16 protein-coding genes are annotated in these 20,589 nt (G+C 76.3%); 10 read left to right on the top strand and 6 right to left on the bottom strand.

The window, feature by feature from the left end:
• The first annotated feature begins 39 nt into the window (after positions 1–39).
• From ACFQ8Y_RS00180 to ACFQ8Y_RS00170, 3 genes are all read left to right on the top strand, one after another.
• Positions 40–1,473, top strand: a complete 1,434-nt coding sequence (locus ACFQ8Y_RS00180; RefSeq protein WP_430584214.1) for a glutamyl-tRNA reductase — start codon at positions 40–42, stop codon at positions 1,471–1,473.
• A gap of 188 nt (positions 1,474–1,661) precedes the next feature.
• Positions 1,662–2,036, top strand: coding sequence for an SHOCT domain-containing protein (locus ACFQ8Y_RS00175; RefSeq protein ID WP_430552332.1), 375 nt, complete (start codon positions 1,662–1,664; stop codon positions 2,034–2,036).
• Between the two features lie 104 nt (positions 2,037–2,140).
• Positions 2,141–3,091: a Ppx/GppA phosphatase family protein gene (locus ACFQ8Y_RS00170; protein WP_430552331.1), complete on the top strand. Its 951-nt coding sequence runs from the start codon at positions 2,141–2,143 to the stop codon at positions 3,089–3,091.
• A gap of 37 nt (positions 3,092–3,128) precedes the next feature.
• Here the strand turns inward: ACFQ8Y_RS00170 and ACFQ8Y_RS00165 are convergent, their stop codons facing one another.
• The 4 genes from ACFQ8Y_RS00165 to ACFQ8Y_RS00150 form a co-directional block, all read right to left on the bottom strand.
• Positions 3,129–3,416, bottom strand: a complete 288-nt coding sequence (locus tag ACFQ8Y_RS00165) for a DUF6510 family protein (RefSeq protein ID WP_430584213.1) — start codon at positions 3,414–3,416, stop codon at positions 3,129–3,131.
• Positions 3,416–4,126 (bottom strand): FAD-binding oxidoreductase, encoded by a 711-nt coding sequence (locus ACFQ8Y_RS00160; protein ID WP_430563264.1) that lies wholly within the window; start codon positions 4,124–4,126, stop codon positions 3,416–3,418. The genes ACFQ8Y_RS00165 and ACFQ8Y_RS00160 overlap by 1 nt, the downstream gene beginning before the upstream one ends.
• Positions 4,123–4,716: a molybdopterin-dependent oxidoreductase gene (locus ACFQ8Y_RS00155; protein WP_430584212.1), complete on the bottom strand. Its 594-nt coding sequence runs from the start codon at positions 4,714–4,716 to the stop codon at positions 4,123–4,125. The genes ACFQ8Y_RS00160 and ACFQ8Y_RS00155 overlap by 4 nt, the downstream gene beginning before the upstream one ends.
• Positions 4,717–4,819: 103 nt before the next feature.
• Entirely contained in the window at positions 4,820–6,187 is a 1,368-nt protein-coding gene (locus tag ACFQ8Y_RS00150) for a CoA transferase (protein ID WP_430584211.1), read from the bottom strand.
• A gap of 63 nt (positions 6,188–6,250) precedes the next feature.
• On the opposite strand from ACFQ8Y_RS00150, the gene ACFQ8Y_RS00145 reads away from it, so the two are divergent.
• The 5 genes from ACFQ8Y_RS00145 to ACFQ8Y_RS00125 all read left to right on the top strand — a co-directional run bounded on the left by ACFQ8Y_RS00145 (position 6,251) and on the right by ACFQ8Y_RS00125 (position 11,857).
• Entirely contained in the window at positions 6,251–7,084 is an 834-nt protein-coding gene (locus ACFQ8Y_RS00145) for a DUF5926 family protein (RefSeq protein WP_430584210.1), read from the top strand.
• Between the two features lie 243 nt (positions 7,085–7,327).
• Complete coding sequence (locus ACFQ8Y_RS00140; protein ID WP_430552325.1) at positions 7,328–8,248, top strand: glycosyltransferase family 2 protein; 921 nt, start codon at positions 7,328–7,330, stop codon at positions 8,246–8,248.
• A gap of 128 nt (positions 8,249–8,376) precedes the next feature.
• Positions 8,377–9,534 (top strand): ROK family protein, encoded by a 1,158-nt coding sequence (locus tag ACFQ8Y_RS00135; RefSeq protein WP_430584209.1) that lies wholly within the window; start codon positions 8,377–8,379, stop codon positions 9,532–9,534.
• A complete protein-coding gene (locus ACFQ8Y_RS00130) occupies positions 9,531–10,487 on the top strand; it encodes a ChbG/HpnK family deacetylase (protein ID WP_430584208.1) in 957 nt (318 codons plus the stop codon). Before ACFQ8Y_RS00135 ends, ACFQ8Y_RS00130 begins: the two co-directional genes overlap by 4 nt.
• On the top strand, positions 10,484–11,857 hold the full coding sequence (locus tag ACFQ8Y_RS00125) for an MFS transporter (RefSeq protein WP_430552322.1): 1,374 nt from the start codon (positions 10,484–10,486) through the stop codon (positions 11,855–11,857). The genes ACFQ8Y_RS00130 and ACFQ8Y_RS00125 overlap by 4 nt, the downstream gene beginning before the upstream one ends.
• Here ACFQ8Y_RS00125 and ACFQ8Y_RS00120 read toward each other — a convergent pair.
• Complete coding sequence (locus ACFQ8Y_RS00120) at positions 11,803–13,059, bottom strand: MFS transporter (protein ID WP_430584207.1); 1,257 nt, start codon at positions 13,057–13,059, stop codon at positions 11,803–11,805. The genes ACFQ8Y_RS00125 and ACFQ8Y_RS00120 overlap by 55 nt on opposite strands.
• 242 nt (positions 13,060–13,301) lie before the next feature.
• Between ACFQ8Y_RS00120 and ACFQ8Y_RS00115 the strand changes: the two genes are divergently transcribed.
• Both ACFQ8Y_RS00115 and lgt read left to right on the top strand, forming a co-directional pair.
• Positions 13,302–14,870, top strand: a complete 1,569-nt coding sequence (locus tag ACFQ8Y_RS00115) for a SulP family inorganic anion transporter (RefSeq protein WP_430584206.1) — start codon at positions 13,302–13,304, stop codon at positions 14,868–14,870.
• 56 nt (positions 14,871–14,926) lie between these two features.
• Positions 14,927–15,946 carry a prolipoprotein diacylglyceryl transferase gene (lgt, locus tag ACFQ8Y_RS00110; RefSeq protein WP_430552369.1) on the top strand — a complete coding sequence of 340 codons (1,020 nt, stop codon included), beginning with the start codon at positions 14,927–14,929 and terminating at the stop codon, positions 15,944–15,946.
• Here the strand turns inward: lgt and ACFQ8Y_RS00105 are convergent.
• Positions 15,829–20,541: a hypothetical protein gene (locus ACFQ8Y_RS00105; RefSeq protein ID WP_430584205.1), complete on the bottom strand. Its 4,713-nt coding sequence runs from the start codon at positions 20,539–20,541 to the stop codon at positions 15,829–15,831. The genes lgt and ACFQ8Y_RS00105 overlap by 118 nt on opposite strands.
• Between the last annotated feature and the right edge of the window lie 48 nt (positions 20,542–20,589).

Raw genomic sequence — 20,589 nt, 5'->3', positions numbered from 1 at the left:
TCTGCCCCGCTTGTTCGGCCCTCTTAAAGTGGAGCCACTGTGGTACTCCTCTCCCTCACCGCCTCGCACCGCGAGCTGGACCTGGACGCGCTCGAGCGGCTGTCCACCGGGTCCGGCTCCGTCGGGCGCGTCGCCGTGGGGTCGTGCGGGCCCGTGCAGGGCGCCGTGGTGATCTCCACGTGCAACCGTTTCGAGCTCTACCTGGACGTCGACGCGCCGCTGCAGGGCGACGCCGTGCGGCACACCACGCGGCACGTCGCGGCGCTCGTCGCCGCCGGCTCCGGGGTGTCCGAGGAGGTCGCGGCGGACTCCTTCACGGTCCGGACCGGGCCGGAGGTCACCTCGCACCTGTTCACCGTGGCCGCGGGGCTGGACTCGATGGTCGTGGGGGAGCGGGAGATCGCCGGGCAGGTGAAGCGCGCCCTCTCCGAGGCCCGGACGGACGGCACCACGTCCAAGACCCTCGAGCTGCTGTTCCAGACGGCGTCGCGCACCTCGAAGCGCGTCGGCACGCGGACGGAGCTCGGCGCCGCAGGGCGGTCCGTCGTGTCGCTCGGCCTCGACCTCGCCGGGCGGGACGTCGTCCCGGGCTCCGCCGGCCGGGACGTCCCGGGCGGCCGTGCCGACCAGGACGGGTCGTGGCGGGGCGTGCGGACGGTGCTCATCGGCACGGGCTCGTACGCGGGGGCGTCGGTGGCGGCCCTGCGCGCCCGCGGCTGCGACGACGTGCGGGTGTACTCGCGCTCCGGCCGCGCCGAGGCCTTCGCGGCGGGCCACGACGTCGTGGCGGCGCCGGACCTGGTCGAGGCGCTCGCCGACGCCGACCTCGTGGTCTCGTGCTCGGGCGCGCGCGGCCGCCGGCCCTCGGGCAGCGTCGCGGACGGGCAGGCCGAGGCGTCCCTGGAGTACGTGCTCGACGCGGCCGCCGTGGTGCGCTCGCGGGAGCGGGCCGCGGCCGCCGCGGGCGACGAGCCGGAGCCGCGCCCCCTGGTGGTGCTCGACCTGGCGCTGCACCGCGACGTGGACCCGCGCGTCGCGGACGTCGAGGGCGTGCTGCTGTACGACCTCGGCACGCTCAAGGCGCACGCCCCGGCCACCGCCGCGGACGTCGTCGACCGGGCCCGCCGGATCGTGGACGACGCGGCCGCGGGCTTCGAGGAGACCCGCCTGGGCCGCGCGGCGGACGCCGCCGTCGTGGCCCTGTTCGACGCGGCGGAGGTCGAGGTCCGGCGCGAGGTCGACGCGGCGGTCGACCGCCTCACGACCGAGCTCGCGGCACGCGGCGGGACCCCCGACGAGGCCGACGTCGACGCCATCGCGCGCGACGTCCGCAGGCGGGTGCACGCCGCCCTGCACGGCGAGATCGTGGCCGTGCGCGCGGAGGCGCTGGCCCGGGCGCGGGCCGAGGAGGCCGCCGTCGTGGCGGGCGCCGAGGAGCTCGTCGAGGGCGCCGAGCGCACCGGTCGCCGCTGACGGTCCCGTTCCGACGCAGCACTGTCGCGAACCTCCCACAGAGCCCGGTTCGCCGGGTGGGGGCCCAGATCACCCTGTTTCAGCGCGCGCGTCCGGCATGTCAGCACTAGCGTGCCGAAAGCGGGCACCTGGCCGCCCCTGTCGGCCGTCGACGGTGTGGGAACCGCCTTCGAAAGGACGCGCTGAACATGGACACCTTCTGGGACTTCTTCTGGTACCTCGTCTGGATCTTCCTGTTCGTGGCCTACCTGATCGTCCTCTTCCAGATCCTCACCGACCTGTTCCGCGACCGGGACCTGTCGGGCTGGTGGAAGGCGGTGTGGGTCGTCTTCCTGATCTTCGTGCCGATGATCACCGCGCTGATCTACCTCATCGCCCGCGGCCGGGGGATGTCGGAGCGTCAGCTCGCGGCGGTGAAGGAGGCCAAGGCCGGCACCGACGCGTACATCCGGGAGGTGGCGGGCTCCCCGGCCGAGCACATCTCCTCGGCGAAGAAGCTGCTCGACGAGGGCACGATCACGCCCGAGGAGTACGAGCGCCTCAAGGCGAAGGCCCTCTCCTGACCGCCCACCGCTGACCGGCTCACGACGCCCGGCCCCGCCCCGCGGGACCGGGCGTCGTCGTGCGCGGGTCCCGGTGTCCGACCGCGCCGCTACGCTCGGCTGCCATGAGCAGCGCAGCCCCGGCCCCGGCGCCCCGCCTCGGCGTGATCGACATCGGCTCCAACACGGTGCACCTGCTCGTGCTGGACGCCCGGTACGGCGTGCGGCCCGTGCCGCACGCGGAGCGCAAGATCACCGTGCGCCTGATGCGCTATCTCGACGCCGACGGCGCGCTGTCCGACGAGGGGCGGCGAGCGATGCTGGCGGCCGTCGACGACGTCATGGAGCTCGCGCGCGAGTCGGCGGTCGACGAGCTGCTGCCGATGGCGACCTCCGCACTCCGGGACGCGGCCAACGGTGCCGCGGTGCTCGCCGAGATCGCCGGGCGGGTGGGCCGCGAGGTGGTGGTGCTCTCCGGCGAGGACGAGGCCCGGCTCACGTTCCTCGCCGCCCGCCGCTGGCACGGGTGGGCGGCCGGGCGGCTGCTGGTGCTCGACGTCGGCGGCGGCTCGCTGGAGATCGCGTCCGGCGTCGACGAGGAGCCGGACCTCGCCGCGTCCGTGCCGCTCGGCGCCGGACGGACCACGCGCGAGTACCTGCCCGACGACCCGCCCCCGCCCGAGCAGGTGCAGGCACTGCGTGTGCACGCCCGCGCGCTGCTGGCGCCCGTCGTCGACCGGCTCGCCACCGTGCCGGCGCCCGACCACGTGGTCGCGACGTCGAAGACGTTCCGCTCGCTCGCGCGGCTGGCCGGCATGCAGGTGGAGGCCGTCGGCCCGGACGACCGGTGGCGGATGCGCCTCGTCCAGCTCGCGGACTGGGTGCCGCGCCTGGCTCGCCTCACCGCCGAGGGACGCACCGCGCTGCCGGGCGTGACGCCCGAGCGCACGTACCAGATCGTCGGCGGCGCGGTCGTGGCAGAGGAGACCATGCGCGCGCTCGGCGTCGACGAGGTCGAGATCTGCCCGTGGGCGCTGCGCGAGGGCGCCGTGCTGCAGTGGCTCGACCACCTGTAGGCGCCCGACCTGCTGGCGCCCGTCGGCAGGGCCGGGATCAGCGGGAGGGGCCCTGCACCCACGCCGCGCCGGACGCCGACACGCGGACCCCGTCGGGGCGTTCGACGACGACGAGCAGGACGGCGGCGCAGGTCGCGCAGCGCACGACGCCGCCCATCGCGGACAGGTGCACGGTGGTGCGGGCGAGGACGTCGGTGTGCCCGCAGCTCGCGCAGCGCACGACGGCGCGCGTGGTCTCGAAGGCGTAGACCTCGCTCAGCGCGCCGGCCAGGGCCGACCCGTCGAGGGCGGGCCCGCCGGGGAGGGTCGGCTCGGGGGACGACATCAGGCACCTCCGAAACGCTCGGTGCGGACGCGGTCGGGCGGGTGCCCGAGGCCGGTGAGCAGCCCGGCCGCCGCCTCCACGAAGCCGGTGGGGCCGCAGACGAACACGGAGGTGCCGTCGGCGGGCCCGAAGCCCGGGGCGACGAGGTCGTCGGTCGTGATCCGGCGCGGCGGCGCCGGCCAGCCCGGCGGGGCCTCGCGGGTGAAGACCCAGCGCACGTCGAACCCCCGGTCGGGGGTGTCGACCTCCCCGCGCTCGATCGCGTCGGCGGGCGTGCGCACCGAGCACACGAGGCGGAACGGCGCCCGGCGCCCGGTGCTGCGCCGGGCGCGCAGCATCGCGAGGAACGGCACGACGCCGGACCCGCCGGCCACGAGCAGCACCGGGGCGGTGTCGGCGTCGTGCCACACGAAGTACCCGCCGAGCGGGCCGCGCACCTCGAGCTGGTCTCCCGGCCGGGCGTCGCGGACGAGGTAGGGCGACACCTCGCCGTCGGGCACCTCGTCCACCACGAGGTCGACCCGCTCGTCGTGCCCCGTCTCGGCGAGGGAGTAGGCGCGGGTGGCCTGGTAGCCGTCGGGGGCGGTGAGCCGCAGGTCGACGTGCTGGCCGGGCAGCGCGCCGACGAACCCCGGCACCGACAGGGTCAGGGCGCGGGCCGTGCGCGTCAGCGGTCGTGCGCCGACGACCGTCGCGACGTGCCAGCTCACGCGTACCGCTGCTCGAGCCAGGGGTCGCCGTAGGCGTGGTAGCCGTTCTGCTCCCAGAAGCCCAGGTCGTCGTCGTCCATGAGGTCGAGGCCGCGTAGCCACTTGGCGCTCTTCCAGAAGTACAGGTGCGGCACCAGGAGCCGGGCCGGCCCGCCGTGCACCGGCTCCAGCGGCTCGCCCTCGAACTCGAACGCCACCCATGCCTGCCCGTCGAGCAGGTCCTGGAGCGGCACGTTCGTCGTGTACCCGCCGTACGAGCGCGCCATGACGAACTCCGCGCTGGTCTCGACGTCGGCCAGCAGGGTGTCCAGGGAGACGCCGCGCCAGGTGGTGCCGAGCTTGGTCCAGTGCGTGACGCAGTGGATGTCGGTCACGACGTCCTCGGCCGGCAGCGCCATCAGCTGCTCCCACGTCCACGAGACGCCCTCGCCCGTCTCGGTGCGGACGGTGAGCTCCCAGCGGGACTCGTCCACGTTCGGGGTCGGCCCCGCCGACAGCACGGGGAAGTCGTCCGTGACGAACTGCCCCGGCGCGACCTGGTGCTCGGGCTCGGGGCGCCGGCCCCCGAAGCCCCGCGTGACGATGCCCATCGACGTCCCCTCTCGCGGGTGCCCGGCCCTGCGGTGTCGGTCGGCCGGTGCTGGTCCGATCAGACCAGAGGCGCGGCCGTCTCGCACGTGCCGCGGGCGAGGGTCATCCGCGCGCGGGTCCTGTCGACCACGCGGCGTGGTCGGCGCCCCACGGGCGCGCCGGCGCCGGGTGGTCGTCGTGGCCGGGCAGCGCGGGGCGGGCGGTCGTGACGCGCGGGCGGCGGCCGTGGCTCACGACCGACTCCGGGCCGGGCTCGGCGGCCGGCGGGGACCCGGGGGCCCGGGGGTCGGCGTCGAGCAGCCACGCGGCGGTGCGTGCGAGCGCCGCCGCGACGTCGCGGCCGCGCCCGTCGGTGCCGCGGGTGGCGAGCGCGTCCACGATGCCGGCGGCGAGCAGGTAGCCCGTCGCGTGGTCCAGCGCCTGCGCGGGCAGCGCGCCGGGAGCGACGCCGTCCGCGGACTCGAACAGCGCGACGCCCGACGCCGCCTGCACGATCGAGTCGAAGCCGCGCCGGTGCGCCCACGGCCCGGCGTCGCCCCAGGCGGACACGTGCGCGACGACGGCCCCGGGCGGTGGCACGAGCCCGAACCGGTCGAGCGCGCCGGGACGGTAGCCGGTGACGAGCACGTCGGCGTCGTCGAGCAGCGCCTGCGCGCGCTCGCGGTCGCCGGGGTCGTGCAGGTTGAGCAGGGTGGTGCGCTTGCCCTGCCCGACGTCGAGGTGCTGGTGGCGGATCTCGGCGGGCACGGGCGGGTCGACGCGCAGCACGTCGGCACCGAGCGCGGCCAGCGCCCGGGTGGCGACGGGGCCGGCGATGACCCGGGTGAGGTCGAGCACGCGCACCCCCGCGAGCGGCGCGGCCCCGCCCGGGAGGACGGCGGGTCGTGCGACGCCGTCGTCGCGCGCCTCCGTCCGCACCAGGGGCCCTCGCCCCGCGGCCCGGCCGGGCGCGGACGCGCGCCACTCCGGCTCGGCACGCACGCGGACGACGATCGCGCCCGCGGCGGCGGCATCGTCCTCCAGCGCCGCGGCGGAGGCGTCCTCGAGCCGGGCCGCGAGGGCGTCGCGGCCTGTGCCGTCGGGCATGCCGAGCAGGTGCAGCAGCCGGGCCCGGTGGTGCGGGTAGTTGGCGTGCGTGCGCACCCAGCCGTCGCGGGTGCGGAAGAAGCCGGACAGCGGCGCGAACCCCGGGACGGGTCGCCCGTCGAGCCGCAGCAGGCGGTCGGAACCGAACGACGCCGCGACCCGGGCCGGCGCCGGCCCCCGCTCCACCAGCGGGCCCGTCGCGCCCGCGCGTCGGGCGGCCGAGGCGAGGGCCGCGACCGACCCCAGCGCCAGGTCCAGGGCGGGCAGCGTGGCGGCGAGCCAGTCGTCCCGCGCGCCGACGAGCGGCGGGACGTCGTCGCCGGGCGGGGCGCCGTCGCCGAGGCCTGCCCGGTAGTCCGCCACGAGGCGGCGCCACGGCTCCATCCCGTCACCGTACCCACGCCCGGCGAGGGCGGAGGGGGTGGCCGGGCCGATAGGATCGCGGGCATGGCCAAGAGCTCTGCGACCGCCCCTGTCCTGCGTCCGTTCGAGGGTCTTCCCGGGGAGGCCGACTGGGTCGCGCTGCGCGAGGTCGTGCCGTCCGCCACGGCCACGGCGCGCACGACCGCCGACCACGGCGGGAGCGACGTCACCGTCACGACCGTCCTGCCCGGCGGCTGGTGCGCGCTGCACCGCGAGGACGGCACGGTGCTGCTCGCGCTGCAGGGCCTGGGCGCGTCCGACGACCTCAGCCGCGACCTGGCCGCCGCGCTCCTCGCGGCGCTCGCCGCCGAGCCCGGCTCGGGCGTGCTGCCCGAGGACCTGTCGGCCCCGGCGGACGACGACCCGCGCCTCCAGGACGTGCTCGACCTCGACGTCCCGTTCGAGGTGACCGTGCACGACGGCTACGACTACTGGATCGACGCCGGCACGCAGATGACGGACGAGATCCGCGAGTCCCTCGACGAGGCGGCGGAGTCGTCCATCCCCACCGTGAAGCTGGCCTCGGTCCCCGCGGCGTACTGGTGCCGGATGTCGCGCGAGTTCCTGCGCTGGGCGCGCACGGAGGACGAGGACGCCGTCGTCGACGCGATCGCGCGGCTGCACGCGCGCCGCGAGTCGGGTCTCGTGGGCGGCAAGTTCCTCGGGATGTTCCGCGCCTGCGGGCTCGTGGTGCCGGTCTGGGAGCTGCCGCGCGGCACCGAGGCGGCGGAGCTGGAGGAGCCGGTGGCGGAGCTCGCGGGCAGGCTCGAGGAGGCGCTCGCGGTCACCGAGCCGCTGGACGCGAACGAGCGACGGGCCCGGGCCGGTATCGTCTCCCGACAGGTGACGTTGCGCTGACGCGGCGCCGCCCGGCGGCCTCGGTCGCCGGCGGTACCCCGCATCGTCGCGGGCTCCGCACGATCTTCACGGACCGTCCCGGTCGACACCCTTTCTTGACCCTAGGTCGGGCGTTCCGGGGGAGTACAGTTTCTCAGGAAAAGATTGCTCTTCTGATCCCCGGTGATTCCCCCAAGGGGGCACCGCACAGCACGCCGGCGGACCGCCGGCCGACACGGGCGAGAACCCAACAGGCAGGGAGTCGTGAACACGGACCACGGGGCGACCCGCACGGGCGCTGAGGTGTCCACCAGCCAGGACGAGGCCGGCGAGCGGAACTCCGTCGCCGGCGGAGACGGCAGCGTCGCGACGACGCGCGTGGGCGCGCTGCCGGTCGCCAAGACCCCGCGGCCGCCGGCCGCGCAGGGGCGGCGCAACCCGCAGCGCGTCGCGGTGATCATCCCCGCGAAGGACGAGGCGGCGCGCATCGCGGCGACGGTGCGCTCGGCCCGCGCGATCCCGCACGTCGACCTCGTGCTCGTGGTCGACGACGGCTCGACCGACGACACGCAGCACGTCGCGCGCGACGCGGGCGCCGTCGTCGTCCGGCACTCGCACAACCGTGGCAAGGCGGCCGCGATGGAGACCGGCGCGGCGGTGGTCGCGATGCGCGACGCCGACGGCCGCGCCCCGCGGCTCCTGCTGTTCGTGGACGGGGACCTCGGCGACACCGCCGTCAACACGGCGCCCCTCGTCGCCCCGGTGCGCGAGGGCGTGGCCGACCTCGCGATCGCGCTGCTGCCGAAGCAGACCGGGGCGGGCGGCCGCGGCATCGTCGTCGGCACGGCGCGGCGCGCCATCCAGCACCTCACCGGGTGGAGCCCCAGCCAGCCGCTGTCCGGCATGCGCTGCCTCACCCGCGAGGCGTTCGAGGCGGCGACGCCGCTGGCGCACGGGTGGGGCGTCGAGACGGGCATGACGATCGACCTCCTGCGGCAGGGGTACGTGGCCGTCGAGGTGCCGTGCGACCTCAAGCACCGCGCGTCGTCGAACGACCTCAAGGGCCAGCTGCACCGGGCCGGGCAGTACCGGGACGTGGTGCTCGCGGTCAACGCGCGCCGCGTGCGCGGGGCGGTGGACGCGGTGCGCGGCATCGGGCGCTCGCACGAGAGCGCGCAGTCCTGACCAGGGCTCTCGGGTGCCGATCTGGTGCCTGAGCAGCGCCGACACCTCGCGTCGACAATGTCGCCGGGGCGTGGCTAGGCTCGCAGCGCCGGGACGAATGCGTCCCGTCCCGCCCCGACGGAGGCCAGATGCCCACCACCCCTGACACCGGAACTCCCGGCCCGCTGCGCGGGTCCGACGTCCTGGAGGTGCTCGACGCGCTGGTGACGCACGGCCCCGCCGACGAGGCCTCCGCGGCCGAGGCGACGGGCCTGCCGCGCCCGACCGTCGCGGCCGCGCTCGCAGCGCTCCGGGCGAGCGGCGCGGCTGCCGCCGACGACACCGAGGGCGGGTTCCGGGTGGACCCGGACGCCGCGTTCGGGCTGGGGGTGGACGTCGCCCGCGACCGGGTGCGGGTGGCCCTGGTGGACGCGACCGGCGCCGTCCGGGCGCGGGCGGAGCGGCGGGACGTGCAACGCACCCCCGTGGCACGGGCGCGGGCTGCGGCGGTGCTGGCGAACTCCTGCCGGGAGGACGTCGAGGCGCGGCTCGAGCCGGGCCGCCGCGTCGAGGTGAGCCGCGCGGTCGTGGCGTTCCCCGCCGTGGTGGGCGCCGACTGGACCACGGTGCTGCACGTGCCCGGGTACGAGAAGGGCGGCACGGCCCTGCACGACGCCCTGGTGGACGCCCTGGGCTGCCCCGTGACGCTGGACAACGACGTGAACCTGGCCGCCGTGGCGGAGCAGCACCGGGGCGCCGGGCGCGGGCGCTCGTCGTTCGTGACGGTCTCGTTCGGCGAGGGCTTCGGGGCGGGCATCGTGCTCGACGGCCGGGTGCACCGGGGCGCCGCGGGCATCGCGGGCGAGGTGGCCTTCCTGCCGCAGCCGGGGCACGCCCTCGGCGAGCAGGTGCTGGGCGACGCCGCGATCGCGGCGCTGGCGAAGGACCACGACCTGCCGGAGGACATCACGGTCCGTGAGCTGCTCGACCGTGCGGAGCACGGCGACGGCGTGGCCGACGAGGTCGTCGCGGAGCTGGCGCGCCGGGTCGCGGTCATCGTCGCGTCGCTGGCGATCGTGCTCGACCCGGAGGCCTTCGTCCTGGCCGACCAGGCCGCGCGCCCCGCGATCCACGAGCGGGTCGCCACCTACCTCCGCGACCGCATCAGCGTCCTGCCCGTGCACGTCGACGCCTCGCCGCTCGGGGCGGACGGCGCAGTGCTGGGCGCCGCGTGGGCAGCCGGCGAGGCGCTGCGCACCCGCGTGGCCGAGGCCGCGGCGTCGGCCGTCGACGGGGTCGCCCGGTGAGCGCGGCCGACGCGCCGCCGTCCGACCTCGTCGCCCGGCTCGGGCTCGCCCCCGATGCCCGCGCGATCATCCTCAACGCGGACGACCTGGGCATGTGCCGCGCCGCCAACCGCGCGATCCTGCCGCTGCTCGGCGACGGGTTCCTGGACTCGGCGACGGTGATGGTGCCGTGCCCGTGGGCGCCGGACGCCCTCGCGGCGGCCGCGGCCGACCCCGGGCTGGACGTGGGCGTGCACCTGGTCCTCACCAGCGAGTGGACCCGCTACCGGTGGCGCCCGCTCACCGGCACGGGCACGTCGCTGGTGGACGCCGCGGGCTACTTCCCGTCGGCGGTCGACGTCGTCGAGCGGCAGGCGCGCGACGAGGACGTCGCGGCGGAGCTCGCGGCGCAGCTCGACGCGGCCCTCGACGCGGGGGTCGACGTCAGCCACCTGGACAACCACATGGGCTCGGTCTACGGGCTGGCCACCGGGCGCTCGTTCCTGCCGCAGGTCCTCGGGCTCGCGGCGACGCGCGGCCTGCCGTTCCGGCTGCCGCGCTCGCTGGACGGCCTCGGGGCGATGGGCGCCGACCCCGACGCGCCGGGGTCGCAGGCGATCCTCGACACCGCGACCGCGGCTGCCGACGCGGCGGGCGTCGTCATCCTCGACCGGCTGTGGACGCACCCGTTCGAGCTGGCGGGGGAGGGCACCTCCGACGCGGAGGGGTACGAGGCCGTGAAGGCGGGCTTCCTCGACCTGCTGCGCGGCGTGCACCCGGGCGTCACGGAGATCTTCCTGCACCCGATGCTGCACGACGACGAGCTGCGCGACGCCGTCGACTACGCGGCACCCAAGCGCGGCTACGAGGAGCGGCTGCTGCGCGACCCGGACGTGGCCGCCGTGATCGCCGCGGAGGGCGTGGTCCGCATCGGCTGGCGCGACCTGCGTGCCGTGCAGCGGGGCGAGCGGTGAGCGGCACCGAGGCCAGGACGGGCGGGCTCGCCCGGCTGCGCGACCGGCGCCTCGAGGGGGCGCCGACCCGGGCGCAGGCCGTGGCCTACGGGGCGTCGGCCTTCCCGGCGAACCTCATGCTGCAGACGTTCTCCGCGTTCGTCGTCTTCTTCTACGTCGACCACCTGGGCGTGCCCGCCGGCTGGGTCGCGGGCGCGATGGTGGCGCACGGCGTCCTCAACGCCGTCCTCAACCCGGTGGTGGGCGCGGCCTCCGACCGTCGCCGCACGCGCTGGGGCCGGCGGGTGCCGTGGATCGTGCTGGGCATCGTGCCGCTCGTCGTGTCGTTCGCGCTGGTGTGGGCCCCGCCGTCCCTGCCGCCGGCGGGGCTGGTCGTGTGGTTCCTGCTCGTCGTCGCGGTGTTCGACGTCGCGTACGTGGCGGTCGTGCTCAACGTGTCCGCGCTGTTCCCGGAGATCTTCCGCACGACGGCGGAGCGGGCGCGGGGCAACAGCCCCCGGCAGCTCTTCGCGCTGGTCGGGATGATCCTCGGCACGGCGGGCGCGCCGCTGCTGTACGACGCGATCGGCTGGGCCGGGATGGGCGTGGCGCTCGCCGTGGTGTGCGCCGGGTTCTTCGCCTGGTCGCTGCTGGGGATGGTGGAGCGCGACGCCGACGACGCGGTCCGGGCCCGGGAGTCCGCCGTCGGGCTGCGCGACCAGCTGCGGTACACGTTCGCCAACCGCGCGTTCGTCACGTACGTGCTCGGGTCGCTGCTGCTGCAGAGCACCACGGCGGTGCTGCTGGCCGGGATCCCGTTCTACGTGAAGTACACCGTGGGCGGCACGGACGCCGACGCGACGCTGCTGCTGGCGCCGATCTTCGTGGCCGCCATCCCCGCGATCTGGGGCTGGTCGTGGGTGGTGCGGCGGCTCGGGCCGCGCACCACGATGCTCGCCGTCGTCGCCGTCTACGGGCTCGCGACCTGCCTGTACCTGCTGCCCACGACCGTGCTCGGCGCGGCGGCGGCGGGGCTCGCCGTGGGTCTCGGCGTCGCCGGCCTGATGCAGGTGCTGGAGGTGGCCCTCGGCCAGGTGATCGACGACGACGAGCGCCGCACCGGGCTGCGCCGCGAGGGCATGTACTTCGGTGCCAACGGCTTCGTGGTGCGCGGGTCCGTCGTGGTGCAGGCGGTCGTCGTGGCCGGCGTGCTGGCCGCGAGCGGGTACGTCGAGGGCGTGGCCGTGCAGGTGCCCGAGGTGGCCACCGGCATCCGCCTGCTCATCGGCGGCGTGCCCGTGGTCCTCGCGGCCCTCGCCTTCGTCTGCTTCTGGCTCTACCCCTTGCGCTCGGCGGCGCCGAGCGCGCCGGCTCCCGCCGTCACGCCCTGATCCGGGCCGGCGTCCCGGCGGGCGACGAGCCGGTTGAGCCGTTCGGACATGAGCAGGCCGAGGGCCACGAGCACGGCGAGGAACAGGGGGAACACCCAGGCTCCCGCCCAGGTCGAGAGCACGCCGAAGACGGGCGGCGCGAGGGTCGAGCCGGTGTAGGCCGCGGCCATCTGGATCCCGATGATCGCCTGGGAGCTGCGGGCGCCGAAGTTGGCCGGCGTGGAGTGGATGATCGCGGGGTAGATCGGCGCGCACCCGAGCCCCGCCACCACGAGCCCGGCCAGGGCGGGGACCGGCGTGCCGACGGGCAGGGCGATCAGCAGGACCCCGAGGCCGACCGCCGCGAAGCCGCCGCGGATCAGCTGCTTGTCGCCGACGCGGTCGGCGAAGAAGCCGGCGAGGAACCGCCCTGCGGTGATGCCGAGGAGGAAGAGGGAGGCGAACGCGGCCGCGGTGGCGTCCTCGACGCCGCGGTCGGTGACCAGGTACGTCGAGGCCCACAGGATCGCGGTGCTCTCGAGCGCGCAGTAGGCGAAGAACGCGGCCAGGACCAGGGCGACCCCGGGGATCCGTAGCGCCTGCGCGAGCGGGACGTGAGAGCCGCCGCTCCCCGACGGCCCGGCGTCGGCGGCGTGGTCGGCCTGGGGGGCGGGCCGGGCCTTCTTCCACAGCGGGATGCTGAGGATCAGCACGGCCGTCAGCACGGCCTGCGTGACACCCACGATGCGGTAGGCGCTGGACCAGCCCAGGCCCGAGGTGAGGGCGTAGCTCATGATGAACGGGCTGATCGAGGCGCCGAGGCCCCAGAAGCTGTGCAGCCAGTTCATGTGCCTCGCGGCGTAGTGCAGGGCCACGAAGTTGTTGAGCGCGGCGTCCACCGCGCCCGCTCCGAGCCCGTACGGGACGGCCCACAGGCACAGCAGCCAGAACGAGCCCGAGACGGAGAAGCCCACGAGCGCGGCGGCGGTCAGCCCGACGCTGACGGCGGTGACGACGCCGGCGCCGAACCGCCGCGTCGTCCGCTCGGACGCCAGGCTGGAGAGGATCGTCCCGCCGGCGATGATCATGGTGATGATGCCCGCGAACGCGACGGGGACGCCGAGGTCCTGGTGCATGACGGGCCAGCCGGCCCCGACGAGGGAGTCCGGGAGCCCGAGGCTGACGAAGGCGACGTAGATGATCGCCAGGAGGAGCGAGTACACGGCGGGGCGGTCGCCTTTCACGGGCTGTCGGCTGGGGACGGGCGACGACCATCGTCGCAGCCCGGCGGGCGGCGTGCCCCGCCGTCCGCCGCTCCCGCCGTCCCACCGGCGGGCGCCGAGCCGTTCGCGCGAGGGGCGGCCGGGTAGAGTCTGCGCGCGCCCGGCCGTCGAGCCCGCACGTCGTGGCGCCCCCGCCCCACGTCGCGACGACGCGCGTCCCCACCCGATCGAACGGAGACCGCGTGCCCCGCGACCACCCCGCCGCCCTGACGGAACGCTCGGCGCGCTCGGTCGCCGGGCCGCCGGAGGCGGGCTCCGAGGGCTCCTTCCGCGCGGCGTTCTCCTCGGCCCGCCGCCTGCGCACGGAGGTCCTGGCCGGCCTGGTGGTGGCCGTCGCGCTGATCCCCGAGGCGATCGCGTTCTCGATCATCGCCGGCGTCGACCCGCGGATCGGACTGTTCGCCGCGTTCACGATGGCGGTGACGATCTCGTTCGTCGGCGGCCGCCCGGCGATGATCTCGGCCGCCACGGGAGCGGTCGCGCTGGTGGTCGCGCCCGTCGTGCGCGACCACGGCCTCGACCACCTCGTCGCGACCGTCATCCTGGGCGGGATCCTCCAGGTGGTGCTCGGCCTGCTGGGCGTCGCGAGGCTCATGCGGTTCATCCCGCGCTCCGTGATGGTCGGCTTCGTCAACGCGCTGGCGATCCTCATCCTCACCTCGCAGGTGCCGCACCTGGTCGGCGTCCCGTGGGCCGTCTACCCGCTCGTCGCGGCGGGCATCGCGCTCATCGTGCTGTTCCCGCGCCTCACCCGCGTCGTTCCCGCCCCGCTCGTGGCGATCGTGCTCCTCACGCTCGTCACCGTGGGCGCCTCCCTCGCCGTCCCCACCGTGGGCGACGAGGGCGCGCTGCCCGACTCGTTGCCCACCCTGTTCCTGCCCGACGTCCCGCCCACCCTCGACACGCTGCGGATCATCGCCCCCTACGCGCTCGCCATGGCGCTGGTCGGGCTCATCGAGTCGATGTTGACCGCCAAGCTCGTCGACGACATCACGGACTCCCGCTCGAACAAGACCCGCGAGTCGTGGGGGCAGGGCGTCGCGAACGTCGTCACCGGCCTCTTCGGCGGCATGGGCGGCTGCGCCATGATCGGCCAGACCATGATCAACGTGAAGGTCTCGGGCGCCCGCACCCGCCTGTCGACGTTCCTCGCCGGCGCCTTCCTCCTGGTCCTCGTGGTCGGGCTGGGGGACGTCGTCGCGATCATCCCGATGGCGGCGCTGGTCGCCGTGATGATCATGGTCTCGGTCGGCACGTTCGACTGGCACTCGGTCCGGCCCTCGACGCTGCGGCGCATGCCCCTCTCGGAGACGGCGGTCATGCTGGCCACCGTCGCCGTCACCGTCGCCACCCACAACCTGGCGTACGGCGTCGTCGTCGGGGTCGTCGTCGCGGCCGTCCTGTTCGTGCGCCGCGTCGCGCACCTGACCACGGTCACGCGCCTCGACGCCGACGAGGCCGCCGGCGAGGCCGCCGGAGACCCCGGCGAGCGCGTCTACGCCGTCGTCGGCGAGCTGTTCTTCGCCTCCTCGAACGACCTCGTCTACCAGTTCGACTACGCCCGCGACCCGGGACGCGTCGTGATCGACCTGACCGAAGCGCACGTGTGGGACGCCTCCACCGTCGCCGCGCTGGACGCCGTCCAGCACAAGTACGCCGAGCACGGCACGACGGTGGAGTTCCGCGGCCTGAACGCCGACAGCGCGCGGCGGCTCGAGCGCCTCGCGGGCCGGCTCGGCGCCGGCCACTGACCTCGGCGGTGGCCCGGAGGACGACACCCGCACGGTAGGTTCGGGCCATGCCCCCCATGCCCTCGATGACCGCGATGCCCGCTGTCGGAGGACTCCCCACCTCGATCCCCAGCCCCGACCCCGCGTGGGCGGTGCTCGAGCTCGGGCCGTTCTCGGTCCACGTCTACGCGCTGTGCCTGCTCGCCGGCATCGCGCTGGCCACGTGGATCACGCACCGGCGCCTGGTCGCGCGCGGCGCGAGCCCGGAGGTGACCCTCGACATCGTGATGTGGGCGGTGCCGCTGGGCATCGTCGTCGCGCGGATCTACCACGTGCTCACCCATCTGGGCGACTACTCGGACGGCACCGGGCCGTGGGGCTACTGGGAGTGGGTGCGCATCTGGGACGGCGGGATCGCCATCTACGGCGCCCTCCTCGGCGGTGCGCTCGGCGTGTGGATCGGGTGCCGGCGGGCGGGCCTGCGCTTCTGGTCGTTCGCGGACGCGCTCGCGCCCGGCATGCTCGCGGCCCAGGCGGTCGGCCGGCTCGGCAACTACATGAACCAGGAGCTGTTCGGGGCGCCCACGACGCTGCCCTGGGGCCTCGAGATCGACCACCCGGTGGCCGGGTTCCCGGACGACACCCTGTTCCACCCGCTGTTCCTCTACGAGATGCTCTGGAACCTGCTGGGCGTCGCCGTCCTGCTCCTCGTCGAGCGGGCGGTGCGGCGGCGCGCCGAGGTCCGGGCGGACGCCGTCGGCGAGCCCGGGTACGGGCTGCGCTGGGGCCGGCTGTTCGCCCTGTACCTGGTCTGGTACGGGCTCGGTCGCAGCTGGCTCGAGGCGCTCCGCATCGACCCCACGAGCAACGAGTGGCTCGGCGTCCCGGCGAACATCTGGACGTCGTTCGTCGCCGTCGCGCTGGGCGTGGCGCTGTTCGTCGTCCGGGGCCGGCAGCACCCGGAGCCCGAGACGTCCGTCTACGTGCCGGGTCGCTCCCCCTCGTCGGACACGGCAGAGGCCCCTGACGACGCCGACACCTCCGCCGGCGCGGGTCCCTCGGACGACGCCGGCACCCGCTCGGGCGACGCCGGCTGACGCGGCTCGTCGGGGTCGCCGGTCATCCACGACCGCAGCACGATCGACCCGACGAGCGGCACGGCGGCGGCGAGCATGATCGAGACCATGCGGATGCCGTAGTCGTTGACGACGGCGCCGCCGACGCCCGCGATGATCAGGCTGACGAGCACGGGCCGCAGCAGCGGCCAACCGTCCTCGGTGCGCTGCAGCCACCGTGCCCGCAGGCGGGGCCCGCCCCACAGCACCGCGGCGAGGCCGACGAGGACGGCGAGCGCCAGCCACGCGGGCACGCCGCCGCCCAACGAACGCAGGGCGTAGCCGGCCTTGCGGGCGATGGTCTCGAGGGCGGTGCCGTCGACCACGGACTGCACGAACGCGCCGAGGTGCGTGCGTTCGGCCGGGGGCCGCAGCCAGTCGACGACGCCGATCGCGGCGACGAGCGCCACGCCCGCGAGCCCGGCGAGGATCAGCCGCTTCCACGTGACGCGGGCCTCGACGACGCCGAGCACGAGGACGACGAACACGGGCACCAGCACGAGTCCGCCGCCGACGTCGGCGCCGAGGGTGGGCCAGACGCTCACGACCAGGGTCACGAGGCCGACCGCCGAGGCGACCACCCCGGCGGGGATCCTGCCCCAGCGGCGGCGCACGGCCGTGGCGAGCCCGGCGGCCGCGACCACGGCGGCCGTCGCGTAGATCGAGTACGTGGGGTTGCCGAAGCCGTAGTAGCGGCCGCCCAGGGTCGGGGCGGAGCCCAGCGGGCTGCCGCGGTGCAGGGGCGTGCCGAGCACCGCGTCGATCGTGAGGACGAGGAAGGTGAGCGTGGCGATCACCGTCGCGCCCGCCCACGCGGGCCGGCGGGGCGCGAGGGCGCCGACGAGCGCCACGACGACGGTGCTCAGACCGAGCGTCACCCAGAGGGACGTGGCGGGCTCGGCGAGGCGCCACCAGCCCCACGCGGTCATGAGGAACGCGGCGGCGGGCACCGCGGCGCACACCAGCAGGACGGCGTCGAGCACGCGCGCCGACCTCCCCGCGGCCCGCGGCCACGTGCGGCGCAGGCGCGGCAGCAGCAGGACGACCAGGGCGAACGCCGCGAGCCCCACGTAGGCCGGGGTGGTCGTGACCGTGCCGGTCGTGACCCGCAGCATGTGGTCGCGCTCGGTGAGGCCGGCGAGCTCGCGCACGGCGGCCCCGGTGCCACCGGGGCGCTCGGCGGCGAGCTCGATCGGCGAGCCGCTGAGGTCGGCGGGCACGGGCAGGCCGAACGCCGTGACGAGCGTGGTCGGCACGTCGAGCAGCCGCACGACGCCCAGCCAGTGCGTGGCGCCCGACGTGAGGTAGGCGGGCGCGTCGTCCGCGTCCGCGTCGGCCACGCCGATGCCGAGGGACGGGCGACCGGGGGCCGGGTTGCCGACGTCCATCACCAGCACGGTCGCGTCCGCGGGCACCGTCGCCAGCACCCGGCCGACGGTCGCGTCGACGGCGCGCAGGGCGGTGTCGCGGGCGGGGCCGTCAGCCGTGGCGTCGTCGGTCAGCGGGACGAGGCCCGTGTAGACGTCGGGGTCCGGGTGGTACGGCGCGCTGCCGGCGTCGACCAGGGTGACGGGGCAGGAGAAGGTCCCGGCCGGGTCGGCGAGCGCCGCGTCGAGGTCGCGGTAGCGGGCCACCGTCCCGTCGCGGCCGGCGAGGGCGAGGGCCGCGCCGGGGGCGACGGCGGTCGCGCAGACGCCGCCGTCGTCGAGGGCGTCGCCGAGCACGCCGAGGGTCGGGCGGAACTCGGACGACGACTGGAGCGCGGCGAGGTCGTCCCACCCGTCGACCGTCGCGGCGCCGTCGTCTCCCGTGCCGCCGCCCGCGTCGTCGGGCGTGACGTCCCACGGCGCGCACGACCAGGCGCCGTCCGTGGTCTGGCCGGTCACGGGGCTGCGCCCGGAGGACAGGCCGAGCCACCCGGCGGCCGGGCACGTCGCCGAGGCGCCGCCGACGGCGGGCGTCACGCCGGCACCGCTGGCGCCGTCGCGCAGCAGCTCCCACAACGTCGGCGTGGCGGACGGGCTGACGTCCTCCCAGCGCACGCCCTGCGTCCCGACGATGACCACGGGGTGCGCGTCGTCGACCACGGGGGTCCCCGTGCCGGAGACGTCGCCCGCCCGCGCGGACCCCGAGCCGGGCAGCGCCGTGGTGCCGACGAGCAGCGCGACGAGCAGCCCCGCCGACGCCCCGACGAGCACGGCCGGCACGCGGGAGAGCACCGGCCCGGCGGCGCGCGCGGCGTCGTCCCGGGGTGCCGCGGCTGCCCTGCTCGCGTCGTCGGCGTGGGCGAGCCGCCCGGCGAGCAGCACCGGCAGCGCGAGGGCGAGCACGATGGCGGCCACCGCGACGCCGGAGTCGTTGAGCAGGGTGCCGACGGCGGCCGTCACGACCAGCGCGACGACGAGCCGCCACAGCACCGGGTCCTGCCGGTACGCGCGGGCGAGGCCGTCCAGGCGCGCGCGTCCCGGGGCGAGCACGGCCCACGCGGCGGCGACGCACACGAGCAGCGCGGCCGCGCCGGCGGGGTTGGCGACCGTGGCCCAGGCGCCGGCGGCCTTGCCGGCCACGACGCCGAGGGCCTTGCCCTCGACGACGGACTCGACGAAGCCGCCGAGGTGGCTGCCCGGTCCGGGCAGCAACCAGTCCACGACGGACACGACGGCGACCAGGAGCACGGTCCCCGCGGCGACGAGGAGCACGCGCCGCCACGTGATCCGCACCCCGGCGACGCCGAGCGCCAGCACGGCGAAGCCCGGGACGAGGGCCAGGATGCCGCCGAAGTCCGCGCCGAACGGCGGCAGGCCGTCGACCAGCACGGTCACCACGCCCACGGCGGCCACCGTCCACCCGGCCCGCGCGGGGCTGCCGCCGCGGGCGCGCACGGCCGCCGCGAGCCCCGCGGCGAGCACCAGGCCGACCACCGCGTAGACCGCGAAGACGGTGTTGGAGAAGCCGTAGAACCGCGCCCCGAGCGACGGCGCGGGGCCCAGCAGCGAGCCCTGCTGCAGCGTCGTGCCGGTGAGCCCGTCCACCGTGACGACCAGCCAGGTCACGCCGGCGAGGCTGGTCGCGAGGCGCCACGGCGATGGCGGCAGCAGGCGGCGCGCGAACCACGCGACCAGCGCGGCGACCAGGGCCGCGACGGTGAGCGCCAGCACCAGCGTCGTCACCGGTGACGGCGCCGCCCACCAGCGTGACAGGGTCGCCAGCGACGCCGCGACGGGCAGGCTCGACGCCACGACGAGCACGGCGAGGCCCACGCGTCGGCCGTACCGCGGCCGGGTCGGCCGGGCGGCGTCGGGCCCGTCGAGGCGGGCGCCGCGGCGGCCGGCGAGCAGCAGGGCGCCCACCACCACGACGTCGGCCAGGCCCACGAGCCCCAGCACCAGCGGGGACAGGCGCGGCACGGTGTCCGTGAGCACGCTGAGGTACTGCCGGTTCTCCACCGTGCGGGAGACGGAGATGCGGCGGTCGTCGCCCCGCTCCAGCGGGGACCCGGTGAACGGCGCGAGGGCCGGGGTGAGCGTGTCGTCGGCCTCGTCGGTCCCCTCGCCGGTCGAGGTCTCGTCGTCCGTCGCGGCGTCGTCCTCGGGCGCGGTCCCGGACAGGGCGCCCCCGGTCACGGTGTCGGCGAGGGTCGCGGACAGGTCCGCCAGCACCACCACCCCCGCCCAGCGGGACGACGTCGAGGTGAGCCACGTCGCGCTGCCGCCGGGCGACGTCCAGTCCACGACCACCTGGAGGTCGGCAGGGCCGAGCGGCGTGTCGGAGATCCCCGCCACCACGAGACGCCCCCCGGCGGGCAGCAGGCCGGCGAGCCGGCCCACCTGGGCGTCGAGCTCCTCGACGGCGGCCGTGCGCTCGTTCGCGGCGTCGGGCAGCACGCCCAGGTCGACGACGGTGGCCGGGCACTCGGCCACCTGCGCGGCCGTGAGCCGCCCCGCGTCGGGGAGGTAGCGCGCCACGTCGCCGGAGGCGTCGGCGAGCGCGACGGCGGCGCCCGGGCCGACGGCGGTCGCGCAGGCCCGCGCGACGTCGGTGACCTCGCCGAGCGCGCCCGGTTCGGCGGCGTTCGGCGTCAGGGGGTCGCTCGCGGCGAGCTCCGTCCACCCCGGCACGTGCGTGCGCTCCGTGCCGTCCGCGGTGCCGCTCGCGGTGCCGCCCGCCGTCGTGCGGGGCACGGGCACGGTGGTGCAGCCGAGCGCGGGGGCGCCGTCGTCGGGGGCCCGCCCCGACTCCTCCTCGTCGGCGTCCGCACCCTCGACGAGGGTGGGCTGCGCGACGGCCTTGCTGCCCGCGGACAGGGTCAGCCACCCCTCGACCGGGCAGGTGGGGGTGAGGGTGCGCACCGCGATCGACGCGACCGAACCGCCCCCGATGAGGCGCCACAGGTGCGGGGTGCGCACCGCGTCGACGTCCGACCACTGCAGGCCCGACACGCCGGCGAGCACCAGGGGGGTCTCCGGCGGCTCGGCGTCCGCCGGCGCCGGGGCCGCGGACGCCGCCGGCGCTCCGAGCAGGAGGGCGGCGAGCAGGGCGAACGTCGACGCGACGAGCGCGCGGGCGGGGCGGATCACGCGGGCCAGCCTATGCACCGCCCGGTCGCGGGGGCCGCGTGGTCGCCG

Source organism: Isoptericola sp. NPDC056605 (assembly GCF_042792795.1).
GTDB lineage: Bacteria > Actinomycetota > Actinomycetes > Actinomycetales > Cellulomonadaceae > Isoptericola.
This window is presented reverse-complemented; position numbering and strand designations above follow the sequence as displayed.